This window comes from Ruegeria sp. D1(2025), assembly GCF_056536425.1.
On sequence record NZ_JBQFPO010000001.1, the window covers coordinates 832,267 to 853,571 of the forward strand.

The 21,305-nt window shown below is 56.4% G+C and carries 21 protein-coding genes and 1 tRNA gene; 10 read left to right on the plus strand and 12 right to left on the minus strand.

What is annotated here, in order from left to right; translation table 11 throughout:
* Positions 1–83: 83 nt before the first annotated feature.
* The gene (locus tag ACR1XU_RS04255; protein ID WP_480909269.1) at positions 84–383 is read left to right on the plus strand and encodes a DUF6477 family protein; all 300 of its coding nucleotides are present in this window, start codon (positions 84–86) and stop codon (positions 381–383) included.
* Between the two features lie 4 nt (positions 384–387).
* Here the strand turns inward: ACR1XU_RS04255 and ACR1XU_RS04260 are convergent, their stop codons facing one another.
* Positions 388–1,932, minus strand: coding sequence for a trimethylamine methyltransferase family protein (locus ACR1XU_RS04260; protein WP_170616733.1), 1,545 nt, complete (start codon positions 1,930–1,932; stop codon positions 388–390).
* A gap of 194 nt (positions 1,933–2,126) precedes the next feature.
* On the minus strand, positions 2,127–2,324 hold the full coding sequence (locus ACR1XU_RS04265) for a hypothetical protein (RefSeq protein ID WP_480909272.1): 198 nt from the start codon (positions 2,322–2,324) through the stop codon (positions 2,127–2,129).
* Between ACR1XU_RS04265 and guaA the strand changes: the two genes are divergently transcribed.
* From guaA to ACR1XU_RS04310, 9 genes are all read left to right on the plus strand, one after another.
* Positions 2,307–3,866, plus strand: coding sequence for a glutamine-hydrolyzing GMP synthase (gene guaA, locus ACR1XU_RS04270; protein WP_170616729.1), 1,560 nt, complete (start codon positions 2,307–2,309; stop codon positions 3,864–3,866). The genes ACR1XU_RS04265 and guaA overlap by 18 nt on opposite strands.
* A gap of 95 nt (positions 3,867–3,961) precedes the next feature.
* Entirely contained in the window at positions 3,962–4,867 is a 906-nt protein-coding gene (locus ACR1XU_RS04275; RefSeq protein ID WP_480909274.1) for a DMT family transporter, read from the plus strand.
* 128 nt (positions 4,868–4,995) lie between these two features.
* A complete protein-coding gene (locus ACR1XU_RS04280) occupies positions 4,996–6,159 on the plus strand; it encodes an OmpP1/FadL family transporter (protein WP_480909277.1) in 1,164 nt (387 codons plus the stop codon).
* A 98-nt stretch (positions 6,160–6,257) separates the two neighbouring features.
* Positions 6,258–7,154: a DMT family transporter gene (locus tag ACR1XU_RS04285; protein ID WP_480909280.1), complete on the plus strand. Its 897-nt coding sequence runs from the start codon at positions 6,258–6,260 to the stop codon at positions 7,152–7,154.
* Between the two features lie 48 nt (positions 7,155–7,202).
* On the plus strand, positions 7,203–8,075 hold the full coding sequence (locus tag ACR1XU_RS04290) for an ATPase (protein WP_480909282.1): 873 nt from the start codon (positions 7,203–7,205) through the stop codon (positions 8,073–8,075).
* A 39-nt stretch (positions 8,076–8,114) separates the two neighbouring features.
* Positions 8,115–9,053, plus strand: a complete 939-nt coding sequence (gene metA, locus ACR1XU_RS04295) for a homoserine O-acetyltransferase MetA (RefSeq protein WP_480909285.1) — start codon at positions 8,115–8,117, stop codon at positions 9,051–9,053.
* Positions 9,054–9,062: 9 nt separating this feature from the next.
* Positions 9,063–10,010 (plus strand): alpha/beta fold hydrolase, encoded by a 948-nt coding sequence (locus ACR1XU_RS04300; protein ID WP_480909288.1) that lies wholly within the window; start codon positions 9,063–9,065, stop codon positions 10,008–10,010.
* A 49-nt stretch (positions 10,011–10,059) separates the two neighbouring features.
* Positions 10,060–10,929 (plus strand): polyphosphate kinase 2, encoded by an 870-nt coding sequence (gene ppk2 / locus ACR1XU_RS04305; protein WP_170806239.1) that lies wholly within the window; start codon positions 10,060–10,062, stop codon positions 10,927–10,929.
* Between the two features lie 93 nt (positions 10,930–11,022).
* The gene (locus tag ACR1XU_RS04310) at positions 11,023–11,637 is read left to right on the plus strand and encodes a TetR/AcrR family transcriptional regulator (RefSeq protein WP_170616716.1); all 615 of its coding nucleotides are present in this window, start codon (positions 11,023–11,025) and stop codon (positions 11,635–11,637) included.
* Between the two features lie 6 nt (positions 11,638–11,643).
* Here the strand turns inward: ACR1XU_RS04310 and ACR1XU_RS04315 are convergent, their stop codons facing one another.
* From ACR1XU_RS04315 to ACR1XU_RS04360, 10 genes are all read right to left on the minus strand, one after another.
* Complete coding sequence (locus ACR1XU_RS04315) at positions 11,644–12,702, minus strand: adenylate/guanylate cyclase domain-containing protein (RefSeq protein WP_170616714.1); 1,059 nt, start codon at positions 12,700–12,702, stop codon at positions 11,644–11,646.
* Entirely contained in the window at positions 12,699–13,067 is a 369-nt protein-coding gene (locus ACR1XU_RS04320) for a group I truncated hemoglobin (protein ID WP_170616712.1), read from the minus strand. The genes ACR1XU_RS04315 and ACR1XU_RS04320 overlap by 4 nt, the downstream gene beginning before the upstream one ends.
* A 122-nt stretch (positions 13,068–13,189) precedes the next feature.
* Positions 13,190–14,032, minus strand: a complete 843-nt coding sequence (locus tag ACR1XU_RS04325) for a glycosyltransferase family 25 protein (protein WP_480909212.1) — start codon at positions 14,030–14,032, stop codon at positions 13,190–13,192.
* A 98-nt stretch (positions 14,033–14,130) separates the two neighbouring features.
* Entirely contained in the window at positions 14,131–14,736 is a 606-nt protein-coding gene (locus tag ACR1XU_RS04330; protein WP_480909209.1) for a YrbL family protein, read from the minus strand.
* A gap of 245 nt (positions 14,737–14,981) precedes the next feature.
* Positions 14,982–15,713: an SDR family oxidoreductase gene (locus ACR1XU_RS04335; protein WP_170806237.1), complete on the minus strand. Its 732-nt coding sequence runs from the start codon at positions 15,711–15,713 to the stop codon at positions 14,982–14,984.
* Between the two features lie 79 nt (positions 15,714–15,792).
* Positions 15,793–16,236: a lipocalin-like domain-containing protein gene (locus tag ACR1XU_RS04340; protein ID WP_170806236.1), complete on the minus strand. Its 444-nt coding sequence runs from the start codon at positions 16,234–16,236 to the stop codon at positions 15,793–15,795.
* 216 nt (positions 16,237–16,452) lie between these two features.
* A tRNA-Ser gene (locus ACR1XU_RS04345) sits at positions 16,453–16,542 on the minus strand.
* Positions 16,543–16,632: 90 nt separating this feature from the next.
* Positions 16,633–19,062, minus strand: a complete 2,430-nt coding sequence (locus ACR1XU_RS04350; RefSeq protein WP_170806235.1) for a DUF3772 domain-containing protein — start codon at positions 19,060–19,062, stop codon at positions 16,633–16,635.
* On the minus strand, positions 19,062–20,096 hold the full coding sequence (locus ACR1XU_RS04355; protein ID WP_170616365.1) for a cysteine synthase A: 1,035 nt from the start codon (positions 20,094–20,096) through the stop codon (positions 19,062–19,064). The genes ACR1XU_RS04350 and ACR1XU_RS04355 overlap by 1 nt, the downstream gene beginning before the upstream one ends.
* 70 nt (positions 20,097–20,166) lie before the next feature.
* Positions 20,167–21,282 (minus strand): NUDIX domain-containing protein, encoded by a 1,116-nt coding sequence (locus ACR1XU_RS04360; protein ID WP_480909206.1) that lies wholly within the window; start codon positions 21,280–21,282, stop codon positions 20,167–20,169.
* Positions 21,283–21,305: the final 23 nt, after the last annotated feature.

Genomic DNA, 21,305 nt, shown 5'->3' on the forward strand with positions numbered 1-21,305 from the left:
TCGGCGCGAATATAAACAAGGCAACACTCGCTTAGGTTGTGCAACAACTGGTCTCGCAAAATCAAAAGTTACGGAGCCCGAGAATGCAGGACCTGATGACAATGATCACGACGCTACGCCGCCCGCGCCTGTTGACTCGCGCGGCCAAGTTCGGGGCGCAGGAGTACAACCGTGACCGGCATCTGCAACGTATTCTGGGATACGGATCACTACCCGGAACCGGTCCAGCCCTTTTGCGATTGATGGATTTGGAGAAGGAAGTAGAAGCGCAACGACAGAGCGAAGACGCCGCCTATTCACTGGTACGGCATCTGGATCTGCTGATTGCGATTTCAGGCGAGGCGCAGCTGTATCAGGCCAGCCGCGCCGCGCAGTTTCAGTAATCTATCAGGTGAAGGCGTCCGGCATCGAGGCTTTCTTTTCCGCCACATACGCATTCAGCGCTTCGTTGATTGCGGGATCGAGTTGCGGCTGCTGGTAATTGGCCAGCAGGTGTTCGACCCGAGCCGAGGCCAGTTGCCTCGTGTCGCGCCCACCTTCGTCTTCCCAGGTCTCGTAGGGCTTGTAATCCAGCAGGTCAGACTTCCAGAACGCTTCTTTGAAGTTCGCCTGTGTGTGGGCACAGCCCAGATAGTGACCGCCGGGTCCAACTTCACGGATGGCTTCCATGGCTTGCGCGTTTTCGTCATAAGCCACGCCTTTGGCCAGGTGGTGAAGAACACCCAACTGGTCAGCGTCCATGACAAATTTTTCAAAGTCGGCAACCAGACCGCCTTCGAGCCAGCCACAGGAATGCAGCATGAAGTTCACACCGGCCATCAGCCCCATGTTCAGCGAATTCGACGTCTCATAAGCCGCCTGCGCATCCGGCAGTTTCGAGCCGCAGAATGAGCCGGCCGAGCGGTAGGGCAAGTTAAGCCGCCGCGCCAGCTGACCGGCACCATAGGTGATATGCGCGGCCTCCGGCGTACCAAAGGTTGGTGCACCCGAGTTCATGTCGATTGAAGTAACGAACGCGCCGAAGATCGCAGGTGCACCCGGGCGGATGATCTGGCTGTAGGCAACGCCTGCCAGAACCTCGGCCAGAACCTGAGTCAGTGTGCCGGCTACCGAAACCGGCGCCATCGCGCCGCCTACGATGAAGGGCGAGATGATGCAGGCCTGGTTGTTCTTCGCATAAACCTCAAGCGACCCCATCATCACATCGTCAAAGGTCATCGGCGAGTTGATGTTGGTCAGCGAGGTCATGACCGTGTTTTCCTGAACGAACTCTTTGCCGAACAGGATTTCACACATTTCTACCGAATCCTGCGCGCGGCTGGGATCAGTGACCGATCCCATGAACGGCTTGTCCGACAGGGTCATGTGCGCCATCAGCATATCCAGATGGCGTTTGTTGACCGGAATGTCGGTCGGCTCGCACACGGTGCCGCCCGAATGGTGCAGCCACTTGGACATATACGCCAGCTTCACGAACTTGTTGAAGTCATCCATGGTCGCGTAGCGGCGGCCGCCCTGTGCGTCACGCACAAACGGCGGGCCATAGACCGGGGCAAGAACCATATTTCGGCCGCCGATGACAACCGATTTTCCCGGATCGCGCGCGTGTTGCGTGAACTGGCTGGGCGCTGTCTTGATCAGTTGGCGGGCCAGTCCGCGCGGGATGCGCACACGCTCTCCATCGACATCCGCACCGGCCTCTTTCCAGCGTTCCAGAGCGGCGGGATTGTCGACGAAGTTAACGCCAACCTCTTCCAGAATGGTCTCGGCGTTGGTCTCGATGATTTCCAACGCTTCTTCGTTGAGAATCTCGAAGTTGGGAATATTGCGCTCAATGTACTTGGCGGTTTCGATCCGAACCGCAGTGCGCTCTGCCCGGCGGGCGGCTCCGCCCCCACCGCGACTCCGGCGACGTGCTGATGCTTCAGCCATTTGCTTTCCCCATACTCAGGTAATTTCAGATTGTGTTCCTATTTATCGTGACAACTGTTCGGAACATTGGAAGATAACGGCCATTGGAACATAAAAGCGACATAGTTTGTGCCCCGGATCAACGTCAGCTTTCGGTAAATCGAACCGCTCGAAAGGAATTATGAGATAGAGATGAAGAGGCCAAAGTGCGCGTTTCACCCCCGCGATTTTAGAATCCCTGCCTCGCCCGCCTGCCAAAGCTGATAGACCAGCAGCGTCAGCCCAAGGTGGCAAGCATCCCCCGTCAGCATCGCAACCTGCACTTCCGACCTGATCTGCACGACGACGAAGACCTTACACTTGCGAAATTCCCGTGCTTGGCCTATGGCGCGGACATGAGTGATACATCCCATGACCGCCTTCTGATCATCGACTTTGGTAGCCAGGTTACGCAGCTGATCGCTCGTCGCCTGCGCGAACTGAATGTCTATTGCGAAATTCACCCCTATCAGAATGTCACGATGGAGTTTGTTCGGGAAATGGCCCCCCGGGCCGTAATCTTCTCGGGCGGTCCTGACAGTGTGACGCGGGAAGGTTCTCCGCGCGCGCCGCAAGAGATCTTTAACTACGGTGTTCCGATCCTTGGCATCTGTTACGGCCAGCAGGTGATGATGCACCAACTGGGCGGCAAAGTCGAAAGCGGGCACGGCACAGCGGAATTCGGGCGCGCCTTTGTCACCCCCAAAGGGCAGTTGGATATCCTGAATGAATGGTTTGCCGACGGTGACGAGCAGGTCTGGATGAGCCATGGAGACCATGTCAGCGAAATCGCCCCCGGCTTTGAGGTGTTCGGCACCTCGCCCAACGCGCCATTTGCGATTACTGCCGACACCGATCGCCATTTCTATGCTGTGCAGTTCCACCCCGAGGTGCACCACACGCCCAAGGGCGCAAAGCTGTACGAGAATTTCGTGAAACTGGCAGGTTTCAGCGGTGACTGGACCATGGGCGCCTACCGCGAGCAAATGATCGAAAAGATTCGCGAGCAGGTCGGCAACAAAAAAGTCATCTGCGGCCTGTCCGGCGGTGTAGACAGCTCTGTAGCCGCAATCCTGATTCACGAAGCGATCGGCGATCAGCTGACCTGCGTCTTTGTCGATCACGGTCTGCTGCGCAAGAACGAGGCTGAAGAAGTCGTCGGCATGTTCCGAGACAACTACAACATCCAGCTGATTCATGCAGATGAGAGCGAGTTGTTCCTGGGCGAGCTCGAAGGCCAGAGCGATCCGGAAACCAAACGCAAGATCATCGGCAAGCTGTTCATCGATGTGTTCCAGAAACACGCCGACACCATTGATGGCGCGGAGTTTCTGGCTCAGGGGACGCTGTATCCCGACGTTATCGAGTCGGTGTCTTTCTCGGGCGGCCCATCGGTGACCATCAAATCGCACCACAATGTGGGCGGGTTGCCAGAAAAGATGGGCCTGAAGCTGGTCGAACCCCTGCGCGAACTGTTCAAGGACGAGGTCCGCGCGCTGGGCCGGGAACTGGGCCTGCCGCAGAGTTTCATCGGTCGCCACCCCTTCCCCGGCCCCGGTCTTGCGATTCGGTGCCCCGGCGAAATCACCCGCGAAAAGCTGGCGATTCTGCGCGAAGCCGACGCAGTTTACATCGACCAGATTCGCAAACACGGGCTGTATGACGACATCTGGCAGGCATTTGTGGCGATTCTTCCCGTTCGCACGGTCGGCGTGATGGGCGACGGACGCACCTACGACTATGCCTGTGCGCTTCGTGCCGTAACGTCAGTGGATGGAATGACAGCGGATTACTATCCGTTCAGCCATGAATTCCTTGGCGAAACGGCCACTCGGATCATAAACGAAGTCAAAGGCATCAACCGCTGCACTTATGACATTACATCCAAACCGCCGGGTACTATCGAATGGGAATGACAAAAAGCCGGGTCCACCCCGGCTTTTCTGTTTATTTCCCTTGGAATTTATTGTTCCTTTTCAAGCGCATGATCCACTAACATCATGGACTTGACGTGAACGGGACCAAAACTCAGACGGGCAAAGCTGCCCTATGGATGACGGGTGCGATTGCATCCTTTTCGTCAATGGCTGTCGCCGGGCGCGAACTAAGCCTGTTTCACGACACCTTCGAAATCATGATGTATCGCAGCATCGTGGGCTTTGCGATCGTTGCAACCGTACTGACCCTGACAGCCAATTGGCATCAGGTTACTGCCCAAAGACTGGGGCTTCACGCCCTGCGAAATACACTGCATTTCACGGGTCAGAATCTGTGGTTCTACGCGGTTGGTGTTATTCCGCTGGCGCAGGTCTTTGCACTGGAATTCACCCAGCCGATCTGGGTTATCCTGCTTTCCCCACTGCTGCTGCGCGAGCGTCTGACCGCGTTGAAAATGCTGTCCGCTTTGATAGGATTTGCCGGAATCCTGCTTGTCACGCGTCCCGGTGCCGCCCCGCTTAGCCCGGGTCTTATTATGGCCGCCGCGTCTGCTGTTTTCTTTTCGTTTACAACGATTACCACCAAGAAACTCACACAGACCGCACAGATCGGCTGCATTGTTTTCTGGCTCACCGCGATGCAAGGCGTACTGGGTTTTGCTGCCGCTGGTCTTGATGGCGAGATCGGGCTGCCAAGCGTACAGACCGCGCCATATTTGGTACTGGTCGGCATAGCCGGGTTGCTGGCGCATTTCTGCATCACCAACGCGCTGGCGATTGCACCTGCCACCGTGGTCATCCCGTTTGACTTTGCCAGGCTGCCGACCATCGCCATCGTCGGCATGGTGCTCTACTCCGAACCGTTGGATAGTTGGACGCTTGTGGGGGCGGCTGTAATCTTTTCGGGGATATTTCTGAATGTCTGGTCCGAGAATCGTAACAGTTTGGCAACAGTCAGTCAGGATAGTCGCAGCCAGTAACGCACCGTCACCGATTGACGTTAAAACAAACGAAAAGCGAGTATCCGCAAATCTTACTACCGGGGCTCGCTCTGCCATTCACTCAACCCAAGCAGAGCGACCGTTATGAGGCAAACAGGGAGGAATACATGAAGAGAGCGCTACTACAGGCGTGCATGATATGTGCCGGTGCATCAGCCGCGCAGGCTGGAGGGCTGGACCGAAGCGGACAGGGTATCAACCTTATTTTCGAAAAAGGTACGGTTGCTCAGTTCCGCCTTGGGTATACCGACCCAAGCGTCAGCGGCACCATGCCCAGCTTGAATCCCGCCACCCTGGGCCAGCCCGTTGATTCAGGCGATGTCGCCAACAGTTTCTTCACACCCCACCTCGGCTTCAAAACATCGCTGACCGACAAGCTTGATTTTGCGGTCATGTACGATCAGCCGTTCGGGGCGGACATTTCATACGCAAACAATTACCCGTTGTCATTGAACCCAATTCCGGGCGGCCGCTCCGGTGTTCTGGAAGCAACGGCTGATACCGACGCCATCACGGCGCTGCTGCGCTACAAGTTCGACGGTGGCTTCAGCGCCATCGGTGGTATTCGCGCTCAACGTGTTGAGGCATCCGTTACCGTTCCGCTCGCCGCCGGATATGAAGTCGACACCGATGCCGATATCGCGTTTGGCTATGTGGTTGGTGTCGCCTGGGAGAAACCCGAGATCGCAGCGCGCGTTGCACTGACCTACAACTCAAAGATCAGCCATGACTGGTCGCAAACAGAATCGCTGAACCCACCGCCATTTCCCCCAATCACACCGGGAACCGTGGCAACATTTGACACGTCGAGCGAGATTGAAACACCGCAGTCCGTTAACCTGGACTTCCAGACCGGTGTGGCGCCTAAGACCCTTCTGTTTGGCTCGATTCGCTGGGTCGACTGGCCACAGCTGGTATATAACCCGCCAAACTATCCGCCGACCTCGAACCTAGTCGATTACGACGAAGCCACGTTCACCTACTCTCTTGGTCTGGGATATCAGTTCTCGGAAGAATTCTCGGGAGCTGTGACACTGGGCTACGAATCCTCGTCAGGCAATCCGGTTTCCAACCTGGGGCCGACCGACGGGTTCTGGAGCATTGGCCTGGGCGGAACGTACTCGCTTGAAAAGGCCAAGATCTCGGGCGGCGTTCGCTACACCGATATCGGCGATGCGACCGCAGACGGCGCAGGACCGTTGGCGCGGGCAGACTTCTCAGGCAACAGTGCGTGGAGCGTGGGCTTCCAGATCACATACGCTCTGGACTGATCGCCAAGACACGGAATTGACCCCGCATGACGTGCGGGGTCTTTTTTTTTTCGCAGGATCCGGGTCGTCGTGCACGTCCGGACATGCGAACACAAACCATGACTTCTCAAAAACACTTCTCCGCCCGCGCCTGGTCCGAACTTTGTCTGTTGGGCCTGATTTGGGGCGCATCCTTCGTTGCCATTCGTGTCGCGCTGGACTCGGTGCCTTTCGTGACTTCGGTTCTGCATCGGGTGTTCTGGGCAATGCTGGTGCTTTGGGCTGTGGTTTGGTTTCAACGGCTTCCTGTTCCCCGTAACCCACGCGTCTGGGGGGCGTTTCTGATCATGGGTTTGCTGAACAATGCCATTCCGTTTTCGCTGATGGCATGGGGGCAGCTTTATGTGACTTCCGGTTTGACGTCGATATTGAATGCCGCAACCGCCATTTTCGGCGTTATCGTGGCGGCACTGTGCTTCAACGACGAACGTTTGACGCCAGCTCGTATCGTTGGTGTTGCGCTTGGCTTTGCAGGCGTCACTATCGCCATTGGACTACAAAATTTCACAAGTTTCTCACTGCAAAGCACGGCCCAGATCGCAATTGTCGCGGGAACAGTTTCCTACGCTCTGGCCGGTGCATGGGCCAGGGCAACCCTGTCCGACCTGCCGCCACAAGTCGCCGCGGCTGGAATGCTGACGGCATCGACGATTTTGATACTGCCGTTCGCTCTGTATCTGGATGGTGTCCCGACGCTTGCCCTTCCCGTTTCCGCATGGGTGGCAATCGGGTATTACGCATTGATTGCTACTGCCGGGGCCTACCTGCTGTATTACCGGATCCTGGCGATGGCAGGCAGTGGAAACCTGATGCTGGTGACATTGATAATTCCACCCGTCGCCATCGTGCTGGGGGCAGTTATTCGCGGCGAAACGCTACAGCCCAATGCGTTTGCGGGATTTGCTGTGCTGGCACTGGGCCTGCTGATCCTCAACCGCTCGGGTCCGCGCGATTGACGCCGCTCGCTGCCCGAATTAGCTAGGTTCCAAAAGGAACGGCGGGTCATGATCTACAATTCGGCGAAAGACTGGCGCGAGGCTGCGCGGAAAAAGGTTTTGTTCTTCGGCATGTCGGGCCTGGGCAAGACTTACGTATCGAACGTTTTGCGTGACTCGGGGGATTGGTTCCACTACTCGATCGACTACCGGATCGGGACCCGTTACATGGGTGAGTACATTACCGACAACGCCAAAGCGCAGGCGATGAAAGTGCCTTTTCTGCGCGACCTGCTGCTGTCGGACTCGATCTATATCGGTTCGAACATCTCATTCGAGAACCTCAAGCCCGTCGCGACATACCTGGGCAAACCGGGCGACCCGGAATTGGGTGGAATGGAACTGCAGGAATATCGCCGCAGGCAGGAGCAGTTCCGGCTGGCAGAAATCCACGCCTTGCTGGATACCGAGTATTTTGTCGACCGCGCTCAGCGGCTTTACAAATACCCGCACTTCATCTGTGACACGGGCGGATCGATCTGCGAGTGGGTCGATCCAAGCGATCCCAGAGATCAGGTCCTGTCAGAACTGTCCGGCCAGACGCTGATGATCTGGATCAAGGGGGACGAAAACCACACCTCCGAACTGATCCGCCGCTTTGACAAAGCTCCAAAGCCAATGTCCTATCAGCCGGAGTTTCTGACCCGCGTATGGGACGAATACCTGACCCTGAATGACTGCGCCCCGACCGAGGTCGACCCCGATGCCTTCATCAGGTGGACCTATGCGCAGGCTCTGGCGCACCGCCAGCCGCGTTACCAGGCAATGGCCGACAATTGGGGCGTCACTATTCCCGCTCGTGAGATTGCGTCGGTCCGGGACGCCGGAGATTTTGACGAGTTGATCGAACGCACTCTTGAGACCCACCGCAACCGCACATAGTTTTCAAACTTACCTTGTTCCCGCAAAGGCTTGACCAGTATGCCAATCAAGATCCCATCCGACCTTCCCGCATTTGACGTCCTCAGCAACGAGGGCGTCATGGTCATGGCCGAGGATCAGGCAATGCGGCAGGACATCCGGCCATTGCGCATCGGGTTGCTGAACCTGATGCCGAAGAAGATTCAGACCGAAAACCAGTTCGCCCGCCTGATCGGCGCCACGCCATTGCAGATCGATCTGTCGCTGATCCGCATGACCGAGCACCAGACCAAGAACACCGCCGCCGAGCATATGCAGGAGTTCTATCGCCCTTTTCAGGAGGTGAAGAACGAGAAATTCGACGGTCTGATCATCACCGGCGCGCCGATCGAACATCTGGATTTCAACGACGTCACCTATTGGGACGAAATCAGTGAAGTCTTCCAGTGGACACAAACCAACGTGCATTCCACTTTCGGAGTGTGCTGGGGCGGAATGGCCATGATCAACCATTTTCATGGCGTCAGAAAACACATGCTGGACGCGAAGGCATTTGGCTGCTTCCGTCATCGCAATCTGCAACCATCCTCGCCCTTTCTGCGCGGGTTTTCAGACGATTGCGTGATCCCTGTCAGCCGTTGGACCGAGATGAAACAGGATGAGATAGACGCAGCACCCGGATTGATCACCTTGCTGGGCAGCGATGAAGTCGGGCCATGTCTGGTCGAAGACAAAGCCCACCGCGCGATCTATATCTTCAACCATTTCGAATATGACAGCGACACGCTGAAACAGGAATACGATCGCGACGTCGCCAACGGCACGCCGATCAATGTCCCGCTGAACTACTATCCCGATGACGATCCAACAAGGACACCGCAGAACCGTTGGCGAAGCCATGCGCATCTGCTTTATGGTAACTGGATCAGCGAAATCTACGAAACCACCCCCTATGATATCACTCGGATCGGTATGGAAATGACCGACCTGCGGGCCTGACGCGGGTCGATGCGTGTTGCCGTCATCTTCCTGACTGCCCTCGCCCTGTTCTGGGCCTTCACCCTGTGGCGTGCCGCGCGATATCAGGAAAGCGCAGAGGCCGCTTTTCCGCCCGAAGGGGAAATCTTGACCGTTGACGGCATTGCGGTTCACGCGGTGGTCATGGGCCAAGGACCGGATGTGGTGTTGATCCACGGCTCCAGCGGAAACACGCGGGACATGACGGTTGCGCTGGCTCCGATCCTGGCACAAAGCTTTCGTGTCATCGTGTTTGACCGGCCCGGCCTCGGATACAGCCAAAGCTTTAATCCGAACGGCGAAACCATCACGGAGCAAGCCGAAATCCTGCAACGCGCAGCTGCCCAACTTGGGGCCGAGAAACCCATTGTCGCCGGGCAAAGCTATGGTGGTTCCGTTGCATTGGCATGGGCCGTGACCCGACCCGAGAACATTTCCGCGCTGGTTTTGATCGCGCCGGCAGCCATCCCGTGGGAAACACCGCTGGATGGTTTCAATCGGCTCGCCTCGACCACAACTGGGCGCCTTGCGGCTTTGCCGCTCGTGTCCGCATACACGCCGGACTGGTTTGTCGAACGCGCATTGGATGAAGTGTTCGCGCCGCAGAAAGCCCCGGAAGGCTACGCCGCCCATTTCGGCCCCGGGCTGACGATGCGACCCGATTCAATGCATGCCAATGCACGGCAACGCGCCAACCTTTTGGACGAGATCACTGAGCTGCAACCACGGTACGGAGAGATTTCCGTGCCAACCGAGATCGTACATGGCACGGCTGACACGACGGTTGAAACCGACTGGCACGCGGAACCGCTGACCCAACAGATCCCCGGTGCGGAATTGATCCTGCTTGAAGGGATAGGTCACATGCCGCAAGTGGTCGCCGCGCCCGAGGTTGCCTCGGCCATCGACCGGGCCGCACAACGCGCCGGTTTGCGTTAGGCTTCCGGCTAATCCATAGTCTGGTATGGATTTTATCGCGAGGTAAGGCATGGCCCGTTCGGACAAAGGTTTGATCGAAGACTACTACCGGAATGAAGCGCCCAAAGACGTTCGCTCCGCGATCAAGGATGCCGGGAAACGCGAAATTCTGAACCCCTCTTTTCCCTACTCGGAAAAGATGAAGGGCAAGGAATATGATCGGCAGATGGAGGCTTTGCAGATCGAGTTGGTCAAGATGCAAGCCTGGCTGAAAGATTCGGATCATCGCGTGGCGCTGATCTTTGAAGGCCGCGATGCGGCGGGTAAAGGCGGCACCATTAAACGCTTTCGCGAAAACCTGAACCCGCGTGGCGCGCGGGTTGTCGCGCTCAGCAAACCATCGGATGCCGAACGCAGCCAGTGGTATTTCCAACGCTACATCCAGCATCTGCCCTCGGCAGGTGAAATCGTGTTCTTTGATCGCAGCTGGTACAACCGGGGTGTGGTGGAAAACGTTTTTGGCTTTTGCACCTCTGAAGAACGGGAGCGCTTTTTCCGTCAGGTCGCCCCGCTGGAAACCGGGTTGGTAAATGACGGCATTCATTTCTTCAAGTTCTGGCTGAATGTCGGGCGCGCGGAACAGCTCAATCGCTTTCTGGATCGCGAAAATGACCCGCTCAAGCAATGGAAACTCAGCCCGATCGATGTTGCCGGTCTTGGAAAATGGGATGAGTACAGCCAATCCATCGCAGAAACGCTGAGCCGCACCCACTCGGATCACTGTCCCTGGACCATCATCCGCTCGGATGACAAGAAACGTGCGCGACTGGCCGCCATTCGTACGGTGTTGCACGCGCTGGACTATGACGAAAAGGACAAGAGCGCGATCGGAGAGATCGATCCCCTGATTTGCGGCGGGCCGGACATCTGGGAGTCGTAGGCGTACGATTGACTGGCAAACATGGTGCAGTTGTTGGACGGGCCAGCCTGCTTACTTTACAAGTTATGACAACAAAAGACGCCTGAGGCCTGGATGACAAAACGCGGGTATCACCACGGAAACCTGAAACAAGCGCTGATCGAGGCGGCATTGTCCTTGATCGAAGAAAAGGGTCCCACCGGGTTCACCCTGTCCGAGGCTGCCAAGACGGCGGGCGTGACCCCTGCCGCAGTGTACCGGCATTTTCATGGTCGCGAAGACCTGATCGCCGAAGCTGCGCGTCAGGGGTTCGAGATGTTTGCGGATCTGATGCAGTACGCATACGACAAAGGCCAACCCTCGGCCCTGGCCGCGTTCGAAGCGACCGGGCGTGCATATCTGGCCTTTGCCCGCAAGCATCCCGGTCACTACATTTCGATGTTTGAAAGCGGTATTTCCCTGAACCGGACACCTGAGCTGGCGATGGCCGCCAACAGGGCCAAGGCCGTTCTGGAAAAAGCCGCCAGTGAGCTGTCCAAGCACATTCCACCGGAAAAACGCCCGCCCGCATCGATGTTCAGCGCTCATATTTGGGCAATGAGTCACGGTGTCGTGGAACTGTTCGCCCGAAATACCGGCGCAAGCTCTCCCTTTCCGCCCGAAGACCTTCTGGAGACCGGCATCGGCATCTACCTGAGGGGGCTTGGCCTGGTTCCGCAGGACGACTGAATCAAATCAGAAAACCTTTCTGGGTTGCGGTACGCTCAGGCCCGACGTCACATTGATCAGGTCCATTTCACCCATGCCCTTGATTTCCACGCGTCCCAGATCCGAAACCTGGAATTCGTCAATCAACGCATACTTCATTTCTTCCGGAGCAACAATTTTCATTGGATTCGCAAAAACTTGCAGTCGGGACGCAATGTTCACGGCCGGGCCAAAAACGTCGTAGACGTATTTCTGGATACCGACGACCGACCCCACCGCGGCGCCCATGCCCAACCCGATACGGGCCTGCCATTTGTGGGGGTGTGTCTCGTTCCGCCGCTCGAGATACCTGAGGAACCGGACCGCGCAATGGGCGACAGCCGTTGCATGGTCCGGCGTCGCATCGGGCATACCGGACACCGCAAGATAGGCATCTCCGATCGTTTTGATCCTTTCACATCCATACTGTTCAACGATGCGGTCAAATGCCGTGAAAATATCATTCAGCTCGCTCAGCGTGACTGTCGGGTCTGTTTTCGCAGCAAAATCGGTGAAGCCGACGAAGTCCAGCATAACCACCGACACTTGTTCATAAAGCTGCGGTGTCACAACGCCGAACGTCTTGAATTCCTCATAAACCGCACGAGGCATCAGGTTCAGCAGCAACCTTTCGACCCGTTCCTTTTCCCGCTCAAGTTCGCGCGTATTGCGTTCCACCATGGTCGAGTAGCTGTCAATCATGCTTTCCAGTTCACGAATGCGGGTGATGTTCTGGCACTCTACAACCAGGACCTGCTCGGAAAGGCCATTGGCAAGGGAAACGGCCGTGGCAAATATCAGGGTCCTGCGTTTCGGCTTGATCTGCAACTCCACTGAATAACGCAGACCGGATTGTTTCACATCCTCCAGTTCGCGCATATCCAGGTCCGGAAGGAAGTCCATCAGGGTTTGTCCTTCGGCTGGCGTGCCGAACCATTCGCTGAAGGGTCCATTATAGAAGACAAAACTTAAATCTGAGGCACGGACAACAGCCACTCCTACCCCGATTGCACGCAGCAGTTGTTCATTGATTGCAAGAATACTCATGCAGCGTCCCGCGCCACGATGATAGCGCGCTTCCCTTCGATTGCAGCCAGCGCCGTTTTCACATCACCGTCCGACATTCCGTGCATCGACAATGCCTGCCCGAACAATTCGGCCATCTCGTCAAAGTCCGAGTGGCTGATGTTCAGGTTCCGATGCACCGCCTCGATCCGTTCATCACTGAACGATGCCGGTCCGCCGACCAGTGACGAAACGAACTTGGTTTGGTGATCGATCAGACGCGGCATGTCGATGTCTTCGAAGAACCCTCCGATTTCATCGGAGTCCAGCGCCATTTCGTAGAATGTCATCACGATACGGCTGATGGTTTTGAACCCGCCGTATTTTTCATATATAGTCTGACCCACACCAATTACCTGCGCGTTAATTCTTCATAACACTGCAAGGTTATATCAAATTGACAGTTTTGTTAACGATTATGACCGGAACACTGATTTCAACGACATGAATGGCCCGGTAGCCGTAGACTTCAGACTCTCAAATCTTCGGAGCAGGGAATGAACCCTGCATAGCCGCCCTGGCGCAGCAGACGCTTTTGCCGCCCCATTCGCCAACGCAGTTTTCGGCCCGCAGCCTGCAGTTCGCGCCGCACCCGAAACCAAAGCGGCCCCTTGTCCAGACCGCTATTCGTTGTCTTGTCCTGTGACCGTTCGCTGACTTTGACAGTTTCCACCGTCTGACCCTGTTGCTTCGACCAGATCATCTGTACGCCAACCGCAGGGAACACCTGAAACATGCGCCAGTCGGTGCGCGGAATAGATACGAAATCGTCCAAATGATCCGAGTAGGTTTCCGACCACGACAAAAGCTTTCGGCACCCGTCCTGCGACAGAATGTACGCAGCCGCACTGGGTGCCATTTCCAGCATCGGTCTCGCCATGACACCACCAATGGTCTCCTGTGGTCCGAAACGCAATGGTTTGGGTGAATAGTCAAGCTTCACAAAATCAAAGACTTGGCCATTGGAAAGAATTGTCTCAATCACGCCTCCGGCGCTGGCAGACATTTCCACATCGTCCTCAAAAACCGCGGCGGCTTGCAGTCCCTGATCCGCGATCTGTTTCCAGACGGCCCGGTGGCTTTCAAAACAGGCAATCTCGCTTTGCTTCAGGCCCCAACGATTACCGGTTCCCGGGACGTATCCGTTACCCTCAAGCGCCCCTTCTGCCTGCGCGTCCGTCGCACTGAATCGAATTGCGTTGCTCAACCCGGCTTTGGCGAATTCGGCCTCCATGAACTCCCGCCGCTCGGGAACGCGGTCCAGGTTGATATAAAACACACCGGTCAACTGATCCTGCCTCTGACGCTCCACTACCGTTCCTTTCGTTCATTTAGCGCAGGCAGGTCCTGCCTGATCCGGAAATCAACCCTGTACGCGGGCCACGATATGGCAGGCCGAGGCTTCGCGGATCAAAATTCGCCAAAGCTGCCTGACATGCGCTTGCGTCTCCGCAAGATGGAATGCTGATACGCACGTTTGCTAAACAGCGTCAAAGGCAGAAGAACCCTTTCACCCAGCCCGTCAATCACGACCAGACGCCCGCCCCTTTGTTCAGCGCGAACAACGTTTTCCAACCCCATGTCGCCCATCAGAATGTTGCCGCGTTCCAGATCATCCAGAAGATCCATGAATTCATCATGCAGCGCACGGATTTTGTCTTTGTCGCCGTCGTACGAGACAAATTCCTGATACACCGTCGGTGCCAGATCGCCGCCCGGGCCGGTCATCTTTTCCACGACCAGTGCCGGTCCCGCTGATGTCGACGCGTATCCCATAAACCGGGCCAGACGCTCGATTTCGGGGCATCCTCGGCTCAGTGCGGCCAGGTACTCATTTGCCTCGCGGTTCCACTGCCGCAGATTGCCATAACGCCATTCAGCGTATCGCGGTACAAAATGACTGCGAACCGGTTTATCCGTTCTGACCTTGAGCAGCGCGTTGTCTTGTTCAGGGTGCTGGTAAATCAGGTAATTGCGGCTTTTTCGCAGTGGTTCAAAAGAACTCAGATCGATCATGAAGCGTTATTCCAGTAGGTAAAATTCACCGCAACTGTCTTGCAAAGCCACAGCATGTGCCAGCCAGATATAAAAGCGCCGCTGTCTTGATACAATGCAGCATCCAGTCAATTCACCACTGATCGCCCCATCAATCCACGCGCGACCAACCGACATGACGAACAGTGATCCAGGGTGGTAGGAATATGGCTGGCGCCATACGTTCTCTGACGAATAGTTCGGCCTGAAAACGCAGACGCATCGTCCTACATCACGCTGTAACCGCCATCCACTGGTATTGTCACGCCTGTCACAAATCCGGCCAGATCTGATGATGCGAGGTAAAGAACCGTCCCGGTCATTTCCTTTGGCTCACCCCAGCGCGCCAAAGGTGTTCGCTGGACGATGGAAGCGCTGAACGTGTCGTTTGCCTGCGATCCTGCGGTCAGGTTGGTCCGGATCCATCCTGGCGCAATGGCGTTTACCCGTACGCCGTCACGCGCATAAGCGACCGCAAGCGATTTGGTCAGGCCAACGATCCCGGTTTTGCTTGCAGCATAGGCTGGCCCCGATCCGCTTCCGAAGTAGCTGTACATCGAGGCGATATTGATGATGCATCCCGGCCGTTTGGCCAATTTCGGGTACAGGCCGTGGCTTAGGCGATAAACCGAGTTGAGGTTGATAATCATGTTTCGATCAAACCCCTCGGGTGAGAGGCCTTCAGGAGGATCAACAAAGGTTCCCGCATTGTTGACAAGAACATCAACCTGACCAGTCGCAGCGACCAGGGAAGCTACCGAGGCTTCGTCTTCCATGTTCACCTGGTGGTATCTGAAGGCGGAAAGGTCCGCCTGATACTCCCCGACCGATCCCCTTCTTCCGGTAACCGTCACCGTCGCTCCAGCGTCTGCGAACGCTTTCGCGACGGCGAGCCCGATGCCGTTTGAGCCGCCTGTCACCATGACGTTCTGCTCTGAAAAATCCAGAATGCGCGCCATTACTCTCCTCCTGTCCAAAGTAAGCCGCCGTCGGGATCCTGTGGGCCAGCATTCAGTGGAAACTCGACAGCAAGTCCTTTCAATCTGCACGCGCCCATTCCAGCACGGCCGTTCCACGTTTCCCTCCAAATGTCGCGTTCTTGCCACGAAGCGTAAGCCGATCTTTTGCGACCTCAATTTCCCGCTGCAAGGTCAGGCCTACAAAATCCTGCAAAACCGAGACTAGTACTTCATGATTGACCGTTTGGTCAGAGACTTGAAACGTACCGCAATAGGAGATGTGGCTGCCGAGTGCCGCTTGGGCGGTCTCGCTTGTTGCGGTCGAACTGTCCGAACCAAGAGGTTGTCTACCAGCCGCCATCATGTGCACGAATACATGCCCGTCCTCAGAATAGTGAAGCATTCCAATCGGATCGGGCCCGTATGGTTCCTCGTGCGTGCCATCGTCGTAGTCAAAGCGATAAGCGACAAGTTTCCATGTTCCTAGAACAGACTTTTCCGAGAGCCTTTCCGAGCCGTTCATCCAAAAACTCCAGCTTCAATGCGTGGATCGGCATCAAACGCCGTGCGCCTGACGCAGTCGACAAAAGCGGCCTTTTTGAATGGGTAATTTGTTATTGAAAGAAGGACCGCTGGTCAGTCAGCTGCAAGGATATGACTCGACCGAAATAGGTCAAACGAAAAAAGCCTGAATCAGCGGCTCTCAGAAGACGGCTGGATCTCGGCTTCGTTCGGTTTATGGCGGAGAGACAGGGATTCGAACCCTGGAGACGGTTTCCCGCCTACACACTTTCCAGGCGTGCGCCTTCGACCACTCGGCCACCTCTCCGTGAGCGGGATATTTGGACTATCGCCGGGGGATTTGCAAGGCCCGATTAGGGTGAAAATTCACCGGAAAACAACAGCACGGTTATGAAGGTCAAACCTCGTCCCCATCGGCATCAGGCATGTCGGCTTCGGTCATCTCGACCGGCGCGGTTGATGGTGTTGCGGAGGGGATTTCCGCTGATTTCTGGTTGGTTTGGGCTTCCCCTGCCTTCAATACTTCGGGATTGCGCAACCAGACATCGCGCTGTGCGAACGGAATCTCGATCCCCTCTTCGACAAACCGCCGGTTGATTTCATGGTTCATGTCAGACTTCACCGACAAAACCCAGTTCACATCCCGAAGAATGCCGCGGATTTCAAAATCCAGCGAATCCGCACCGAACCCCTGAAACACGACGCTGGGCGCTGGATTTGCCAGAACCATGGGGTGCGCATTTGCGATCTCGCCCAGAATTTTTTCGACCAGCCGGGTATCGGTGCCATAAGCCACACCAACAGGCACGATCACCCGCCCGATCGTGTTGCCGCGGGTGTAGTTCGTGACCACACCACTGATCAGGTCCGAGTTGGGAACGATCACATCCGTCCGGTCAAACGTCTCGATCCGTGTAGATCGAACCGAGATATCGCGGACATAGCCCATCATTCCATTCACATCGATCCAGTCCCCCTTAGAGATGGGACGCTCGACCAGCAGGATTATGCCCGAGACGAAATTCGATACGATGGTCTGCAGACCAAAGCCAATGCCGACCGAAAGAGCACCAGCAACAATCGCCAGCGACGAAAGGTTGAAGCCCGCAATCGTGATCGCAATCAAAGCGGCCAGGAAAATACCGACGTAACCGGTGCCGGAAACAATCGCGTTTTGCCCGCCCGGATCAATACTGGTCTTGGGCAGCAGCGAGTTCCTCAACCCGCTTTGCAACATGCGCGTCAGGCCATACCCGATGGCGAAGACCACAACAAAGGTAAAGAAGTTGCTGGGGGAGATTGTAACCCCACCGATATCAAACCCTTGCAACAGCTGGGACCAGATCTCTTGCAGATCCGTCCTGCGCGCGCCCCAATAAAGAGCGAGAATAGGCATCGCCAGAATGGCCATGGCAAATCCGACGAGAACGGAAAAAAGCGAGTCCTTGGCCGCCTCACCTTTGCCGCTGAACCATCCGTAGACCGAAGCCAGAAAACGCTGGAAAATCAGCAAGGCGGCAATGAGGACCAGTGTTTTTACAGCCGGGAAAACAATCGCTTCGGCCGCGTTCGTGTATCCCAGAACAGCCAGAACCGGACTGCCGATCCCCAGCAGGAACAAGGCTCTGCGAATGAACTCGACCAGCTGACTGAACCCAGCAGCCCGGGCCGTCGCGGCCGGTTCATCCGGGTCAGGTGTGGTATCCACGGTTCGGACTAGGCGAACACGCAGCAACAACAGCGCCGTCCCGAAAATAACCGGGAACGCGACCACGGCACGTGTCGCGTCAGAGATATTCTCAATCTGCTCAAACAGCTTTACCAGTTCGTGCAGGATCAGGAACCCCGCCAACAGATCAAGATGAACTCGTAACTCTCTTACCCGTTGCCTCGACAGTTTCTTGAATCCCTGCGCTTCCTGCAGAACATGGAACTGTCGGCCAATCCAGTCGTAGAAAAGTATGATCCCTGCCCAATAAGGCACGTTTTCCATCAGCAGAGCGCCGCGTAGGCCCAAAATGCCCGTCAGCGACACTGCCGTTACCAGCAGCACAACGCCAAACCACGGCAGAATGATACGCAGCAGAGAGGTCAGGAAAGCCCAGACACCACTGCCCTGCCCGCCCAGACGCCGCAGATATTCACCGGCGGATTCAGACCATCGCTTTCCATAGAACAGCAGGACACCTGCAATCACGACCAGGGCAAGAATGCCCAACCCGCGGTCGCGAAACCGTTCATGCACCACGTCTGTTTGAAAGTTTCTGCGCACCTCATTGAACAGACTGCGCGCTGCTTCGTTAACATCGGTCCAGGCGGGACCCCAATGGGCAGGATTCAAAGGAGACGGACCGCGCTCTAGCAGTTCTTTTGCCTGACGGTCCCGCAGCAATTGATCAATTTCGAAGATAAGACCATTCGCCCGGCTGAACGCCTCTTCCGAGATTATCCTAGGGACCCGCAGACTGTTTAGCTGCTCCTCAAGGTGATTTCGAAGGTTGGCGATGTCTTCCGGTTCGGTTGCATCACCTTCCGGTTCCGGACCAAGCGCCTTCAGTTGGCCTTCCAGCGTTTTGATACGTTCTGTATTCGCGCTCCGCGCATTGTTGAAATCTTCGCGATAGTCGCTGATTTCACTCCGCAAATTTTCAAGAGCCGCGTTTGAGGCCTTGTTGGCCTCGATTACCGCTTCGGCCCGATCCGCCGTTTTGACCCAGCCCTGATAGTATTCGCTCTGCCGATCAGACAACTGGGCGAACGCAGAGCCGCCCAGTACGGCAAAACACACCGCAACAAGGGCCAGGAACAGGCGGACCTGCTGCCGCATCATACGTCCTCGAACACGCCCGGGATACTGCGTGGCGCATCGGTCATCCAATCAGGAACCGGCAGCTCTTTTTCACGCAGAAAATCGGGGTTGAACAGTTTGGACTGATAGCGAGTGCCGTAGTCGCACAGGATGGTTACGATGGTATGACCTGGTCCCATTTCTTTGGCTAACCGGACCGCACCCGCCATGTTGATCGCGGTTGATCCGCCCATTACCAGACCTTCCTCACGGAGCAGGTCGAAGATATAGGGTAACGCCTCGTTGTCTGTGATCTGGTAGGAAAAATCAGGCGTGAACCCTTCAAGGTTCTTGGTGATCCGAACCTGCCCGATACCCTCGGCAATCGATCCGCCTTCCATCGCGATCTCACCCGTTGTGTAATAGGAAAACAGCCCGGCGCCCATCGGATCGGCCAATGCCACCTTCACCCCCTTTGGCTGCAGCACTTCGGCCACACCGGCAAGCGTACCACCCGAACCTACGGCGCTGACAAATCCGTCGACCTTGCCGTCGGTCTGTTCCCAGATCTCGGGGCCCGTTGTTTCCACATGCGCCTGACGGTTGGCAACATTATCGAACTGATTGGCCCAGATCGCGCCATTGGGCTCAGATTGCGCAAGTTCTTCGGCCAGACGCCGTGAATAGTGCACAAAATTGTTCGGGTTGCGATAAGGCGCCGCAGGAACCTGAACCAACTGGGCACCTGCCAGACGCAGCATGTCCTTTTTCTCTTCCGACTGGGTTTCGGGAATCACGATGACAGTCTTGAACCCCATCGATGCGCCCACCAGCGCCAGACCGATACCGGTGTTACCTGCGGTACCCTCGACAATTGTCCCGCCTGGCTTCAGATCCCCCCGGGCAATTGCGTCACGGATGATGAACAGAGCGGCACGGTCCTTGACGGATTGCCCCGGGTTCATGAACTCGGCCTTGCCGAGGATCTCGCAACCGGTCTCTTCACTGATGCGGCGCAACCGGATCAATGGTGTTTTCCCTACTGCGTCGGCAAGATCTCGTGCAATGCGCATGGCGCCCTCATTTCAATTTGGTATCGTCAGAGATTTACAGGCGCGCCGCAGCAACCACAAGCAACGAAACTTAACCGCGCAACCGGTCGCGATGTCGTGCCAGCCAATGGGCCAAGGTCAGCAGTGGCATGTCCTTGAAGGCATGACTGTCAACCATTCCGATGAATTCGGCATACGAGAAAATCCGGCTGCGGATGTTCTCGCCCTCGGAAGACAGGCCACCATTGTCGGTCGTTTCGGTCAGGTCAGCCAATCCCAAATACAGATGGACGAACTCGGTCGACGAACCGCTGGAAGAATACACCCCTCCGGCGTATTCCAGCGCGCTGGGGGTCACGTGCGCTTCTTCCTGAGTTTCGCGAATTGCCGCCTGTTCGGGCGTTTCGCGGGGATCGATCATGCCCGCGACCGGCTCCCACATCCAGGGTTCCGGGTCGTCGATCAAAAAGACCGGCACGCGAAACTGTTCGACCAGCAAGACCGTGTCCCGTACCGGATCGTAGGGCAGAACAACCACGGCGCTGCCCTGCATCAACCCATTGTAGTTGAGAACCGGACCCATTGATCCGTCGTATTGGCGGTGTTGAAACCTGATTTCATCAATCCCAAAATAGTTGATGTAGGCGGGCTTGCGATCATGGACGATCACGTCCTGCGCCGTGTCGCGCGCATCACCGGTCTGGCGCCGGCGCGCAGCCAACCTGGCCCAGGCCCGGGTCCGGATGGCTGGAAAACTTCGCGCAATCTCAGCGGCTTCGACCTTACCGTAATGGGCCATCGCTTCATCTGCGGCAAGTAGCGTCAGCTCTCCCCAGTCTCCAAACCAGTCCTTCAGGGACCAGGTCTGGTCCGGCGTCCAAAGGTTGGGTTCTGGAAAGAATACGCTTGCCGTCGCCTTCGTTCCGTCAGGCAGCTCAAGGTCACGGGGGCTGAGATCGTAATCGAAACCACCTTCGTAGTAAGTCAGCCGTTTCAAATCCTCGGGACCGAATCCCTGCACCAGCAATCCTTCGGCCTTGCTGCCATTCTCGCTGACAATCATCGGAAAGCTTTGCCCCTTCACCCCATAGACGGCGTGGTCGGGCAATCTGGCCTCAGATATTTTCAACTCAGACAGCGGGCGGCCAAGCACACGTTCCAGCAACGGCTGGCACCTGAGTGTGCCGTAAAAAAATAGATCAGACACGGGGATAAAGCTTTCGTTGTTCA

What these genes read in the sequence shown, in the direction of transcription:
- ACR1XU_RS04290 (WP_480909282.1), top strand. Translation starts at nt 7,203, where the DNA reads ATGATCTACAATTCGGCGAAAGACTGGCGCGAGGCTGCGCGGAAAAAG.
- ACR1XU_RS04285 (WP_480909280.1), top strand. Translation starts at nt 6,258, where the DNA reads ATGACTTCTCAAAAACACTTCTCCGCCCGCGCCTGGTCCGAACTTTGT.
- ACR1XU_RS04330 (WP_480909209.1), bottom strand. Translation starts at nt 14,736, where the DNA reads ATGATCGATCTGAGTTCTTTTGAACCACTGCGAAAAAGCCGCAATTAC.
- ACR1XU_RS04280 (WP_480909277.1), top strand. Translation starts at nt 4,996, where the DNA reads ATGAAGAGAGCGCTACTACAGGCGTGCATGATATGTGCCGGTGCATCA.
- metA (WP_480909285.1), top strand. Translation starts at nt 8,115, where the DNA reads ATGCCAATCAAGATCCCATCCGACCTTCCCGCATTTGACGTCCTCAGC.
- ACR1XU_RS04265 (WP_480909272.1), bottom strand. Translation starts at nt 2,324, where the DNA reads ATGGGATGTATCACTCATGTCCGCGCCATAGGCCAAGCACGGGAATTT.
- guaA (WP_170616729.1), top strand. Translation starts at nt 2,307, where the DNA reads ATGAGTGATACATCCCATGACCGCCTTCTGATCATCGACTTTGGTAGC.
- ACR1XU_RS04315 (WP_170616714.1), bottom strand. Translation starts at nt 12,702, where the DNA reads ATGAGTATTCTTGCAATCAATGAACAACTGCTGCGTGCAATCGGGGTA.
- ACR1XU_RS04350 (WP_170806235.1), bottom strand. Translation starts at nt 19,062, where the DNA reads ATGCGGCAGCAGGTCCGCCTGTTCCTGGCCCTTGTTGCGGTGTGTTTT.
- ACR1XU_RS04255 (WP_480909269.1), top strand. Translation starts at nt 84, where the DNA reads ATGCAGGACCTGATGACAATGATCACGACGCTACGCCGCCCGCGCCTG.
- ACR1XU_RS04335 (WP_170806237.1), bottom strand. Translation starts at nt 15,713, where the DNA reads ATGGCGCGCATTCTGGATTTTTCAGAGCAGAACGTCATGGTGACAGGC.
- ACR1XU_RS04300 (WP_480909288.1), top strand. Translation starts at nt 9,063, where the DNA reads ATGCGTGTTGCCGTCATCTTCCTGACTGCCCTCGCCCTGTTCTGGGCC.
- ACR1XU_RS04355 (WP_170616365.1), bottom strand. Translation starts at nt 20,096, where the DNA reads ATGCGCATTGCACGAGATCTTGCCGACGCAGTAGGGAAAACACCATTG.
- ppk2 (WP_170806239.1), top strand. Translation starts at nt 10,060, where the DNA reads ATGGCCCGTTCGGACAAAGGTTTGATCGAAGACTACTACCGGAATGAA.
- ACR1XU_RS04260 (WP_170616733.1), bottom strand. Translation starts at nt 1,932, where the DNA reads ATGGCTGAAGCATCAGCACGTCGCCGGAGTCGCGGTGGGGGCGGAGCC.
- ACR1XU_RS04340 (WP_170806236.1), bottom strand. Translation starts at nt 16,236, where the DNA reads ATGAACGGCTCGGAAAGGCTCTCGGAAAAGTCTGTTCTAGGAACATGG.
- ACR1XU_RS04310 (WP_170616716.1), top strand. Translation starts at nt 11,023, where the DNA reads ATGACAAAACGCGGGTATCACCACGGAAACCTGAAACAAGCGCTGATC.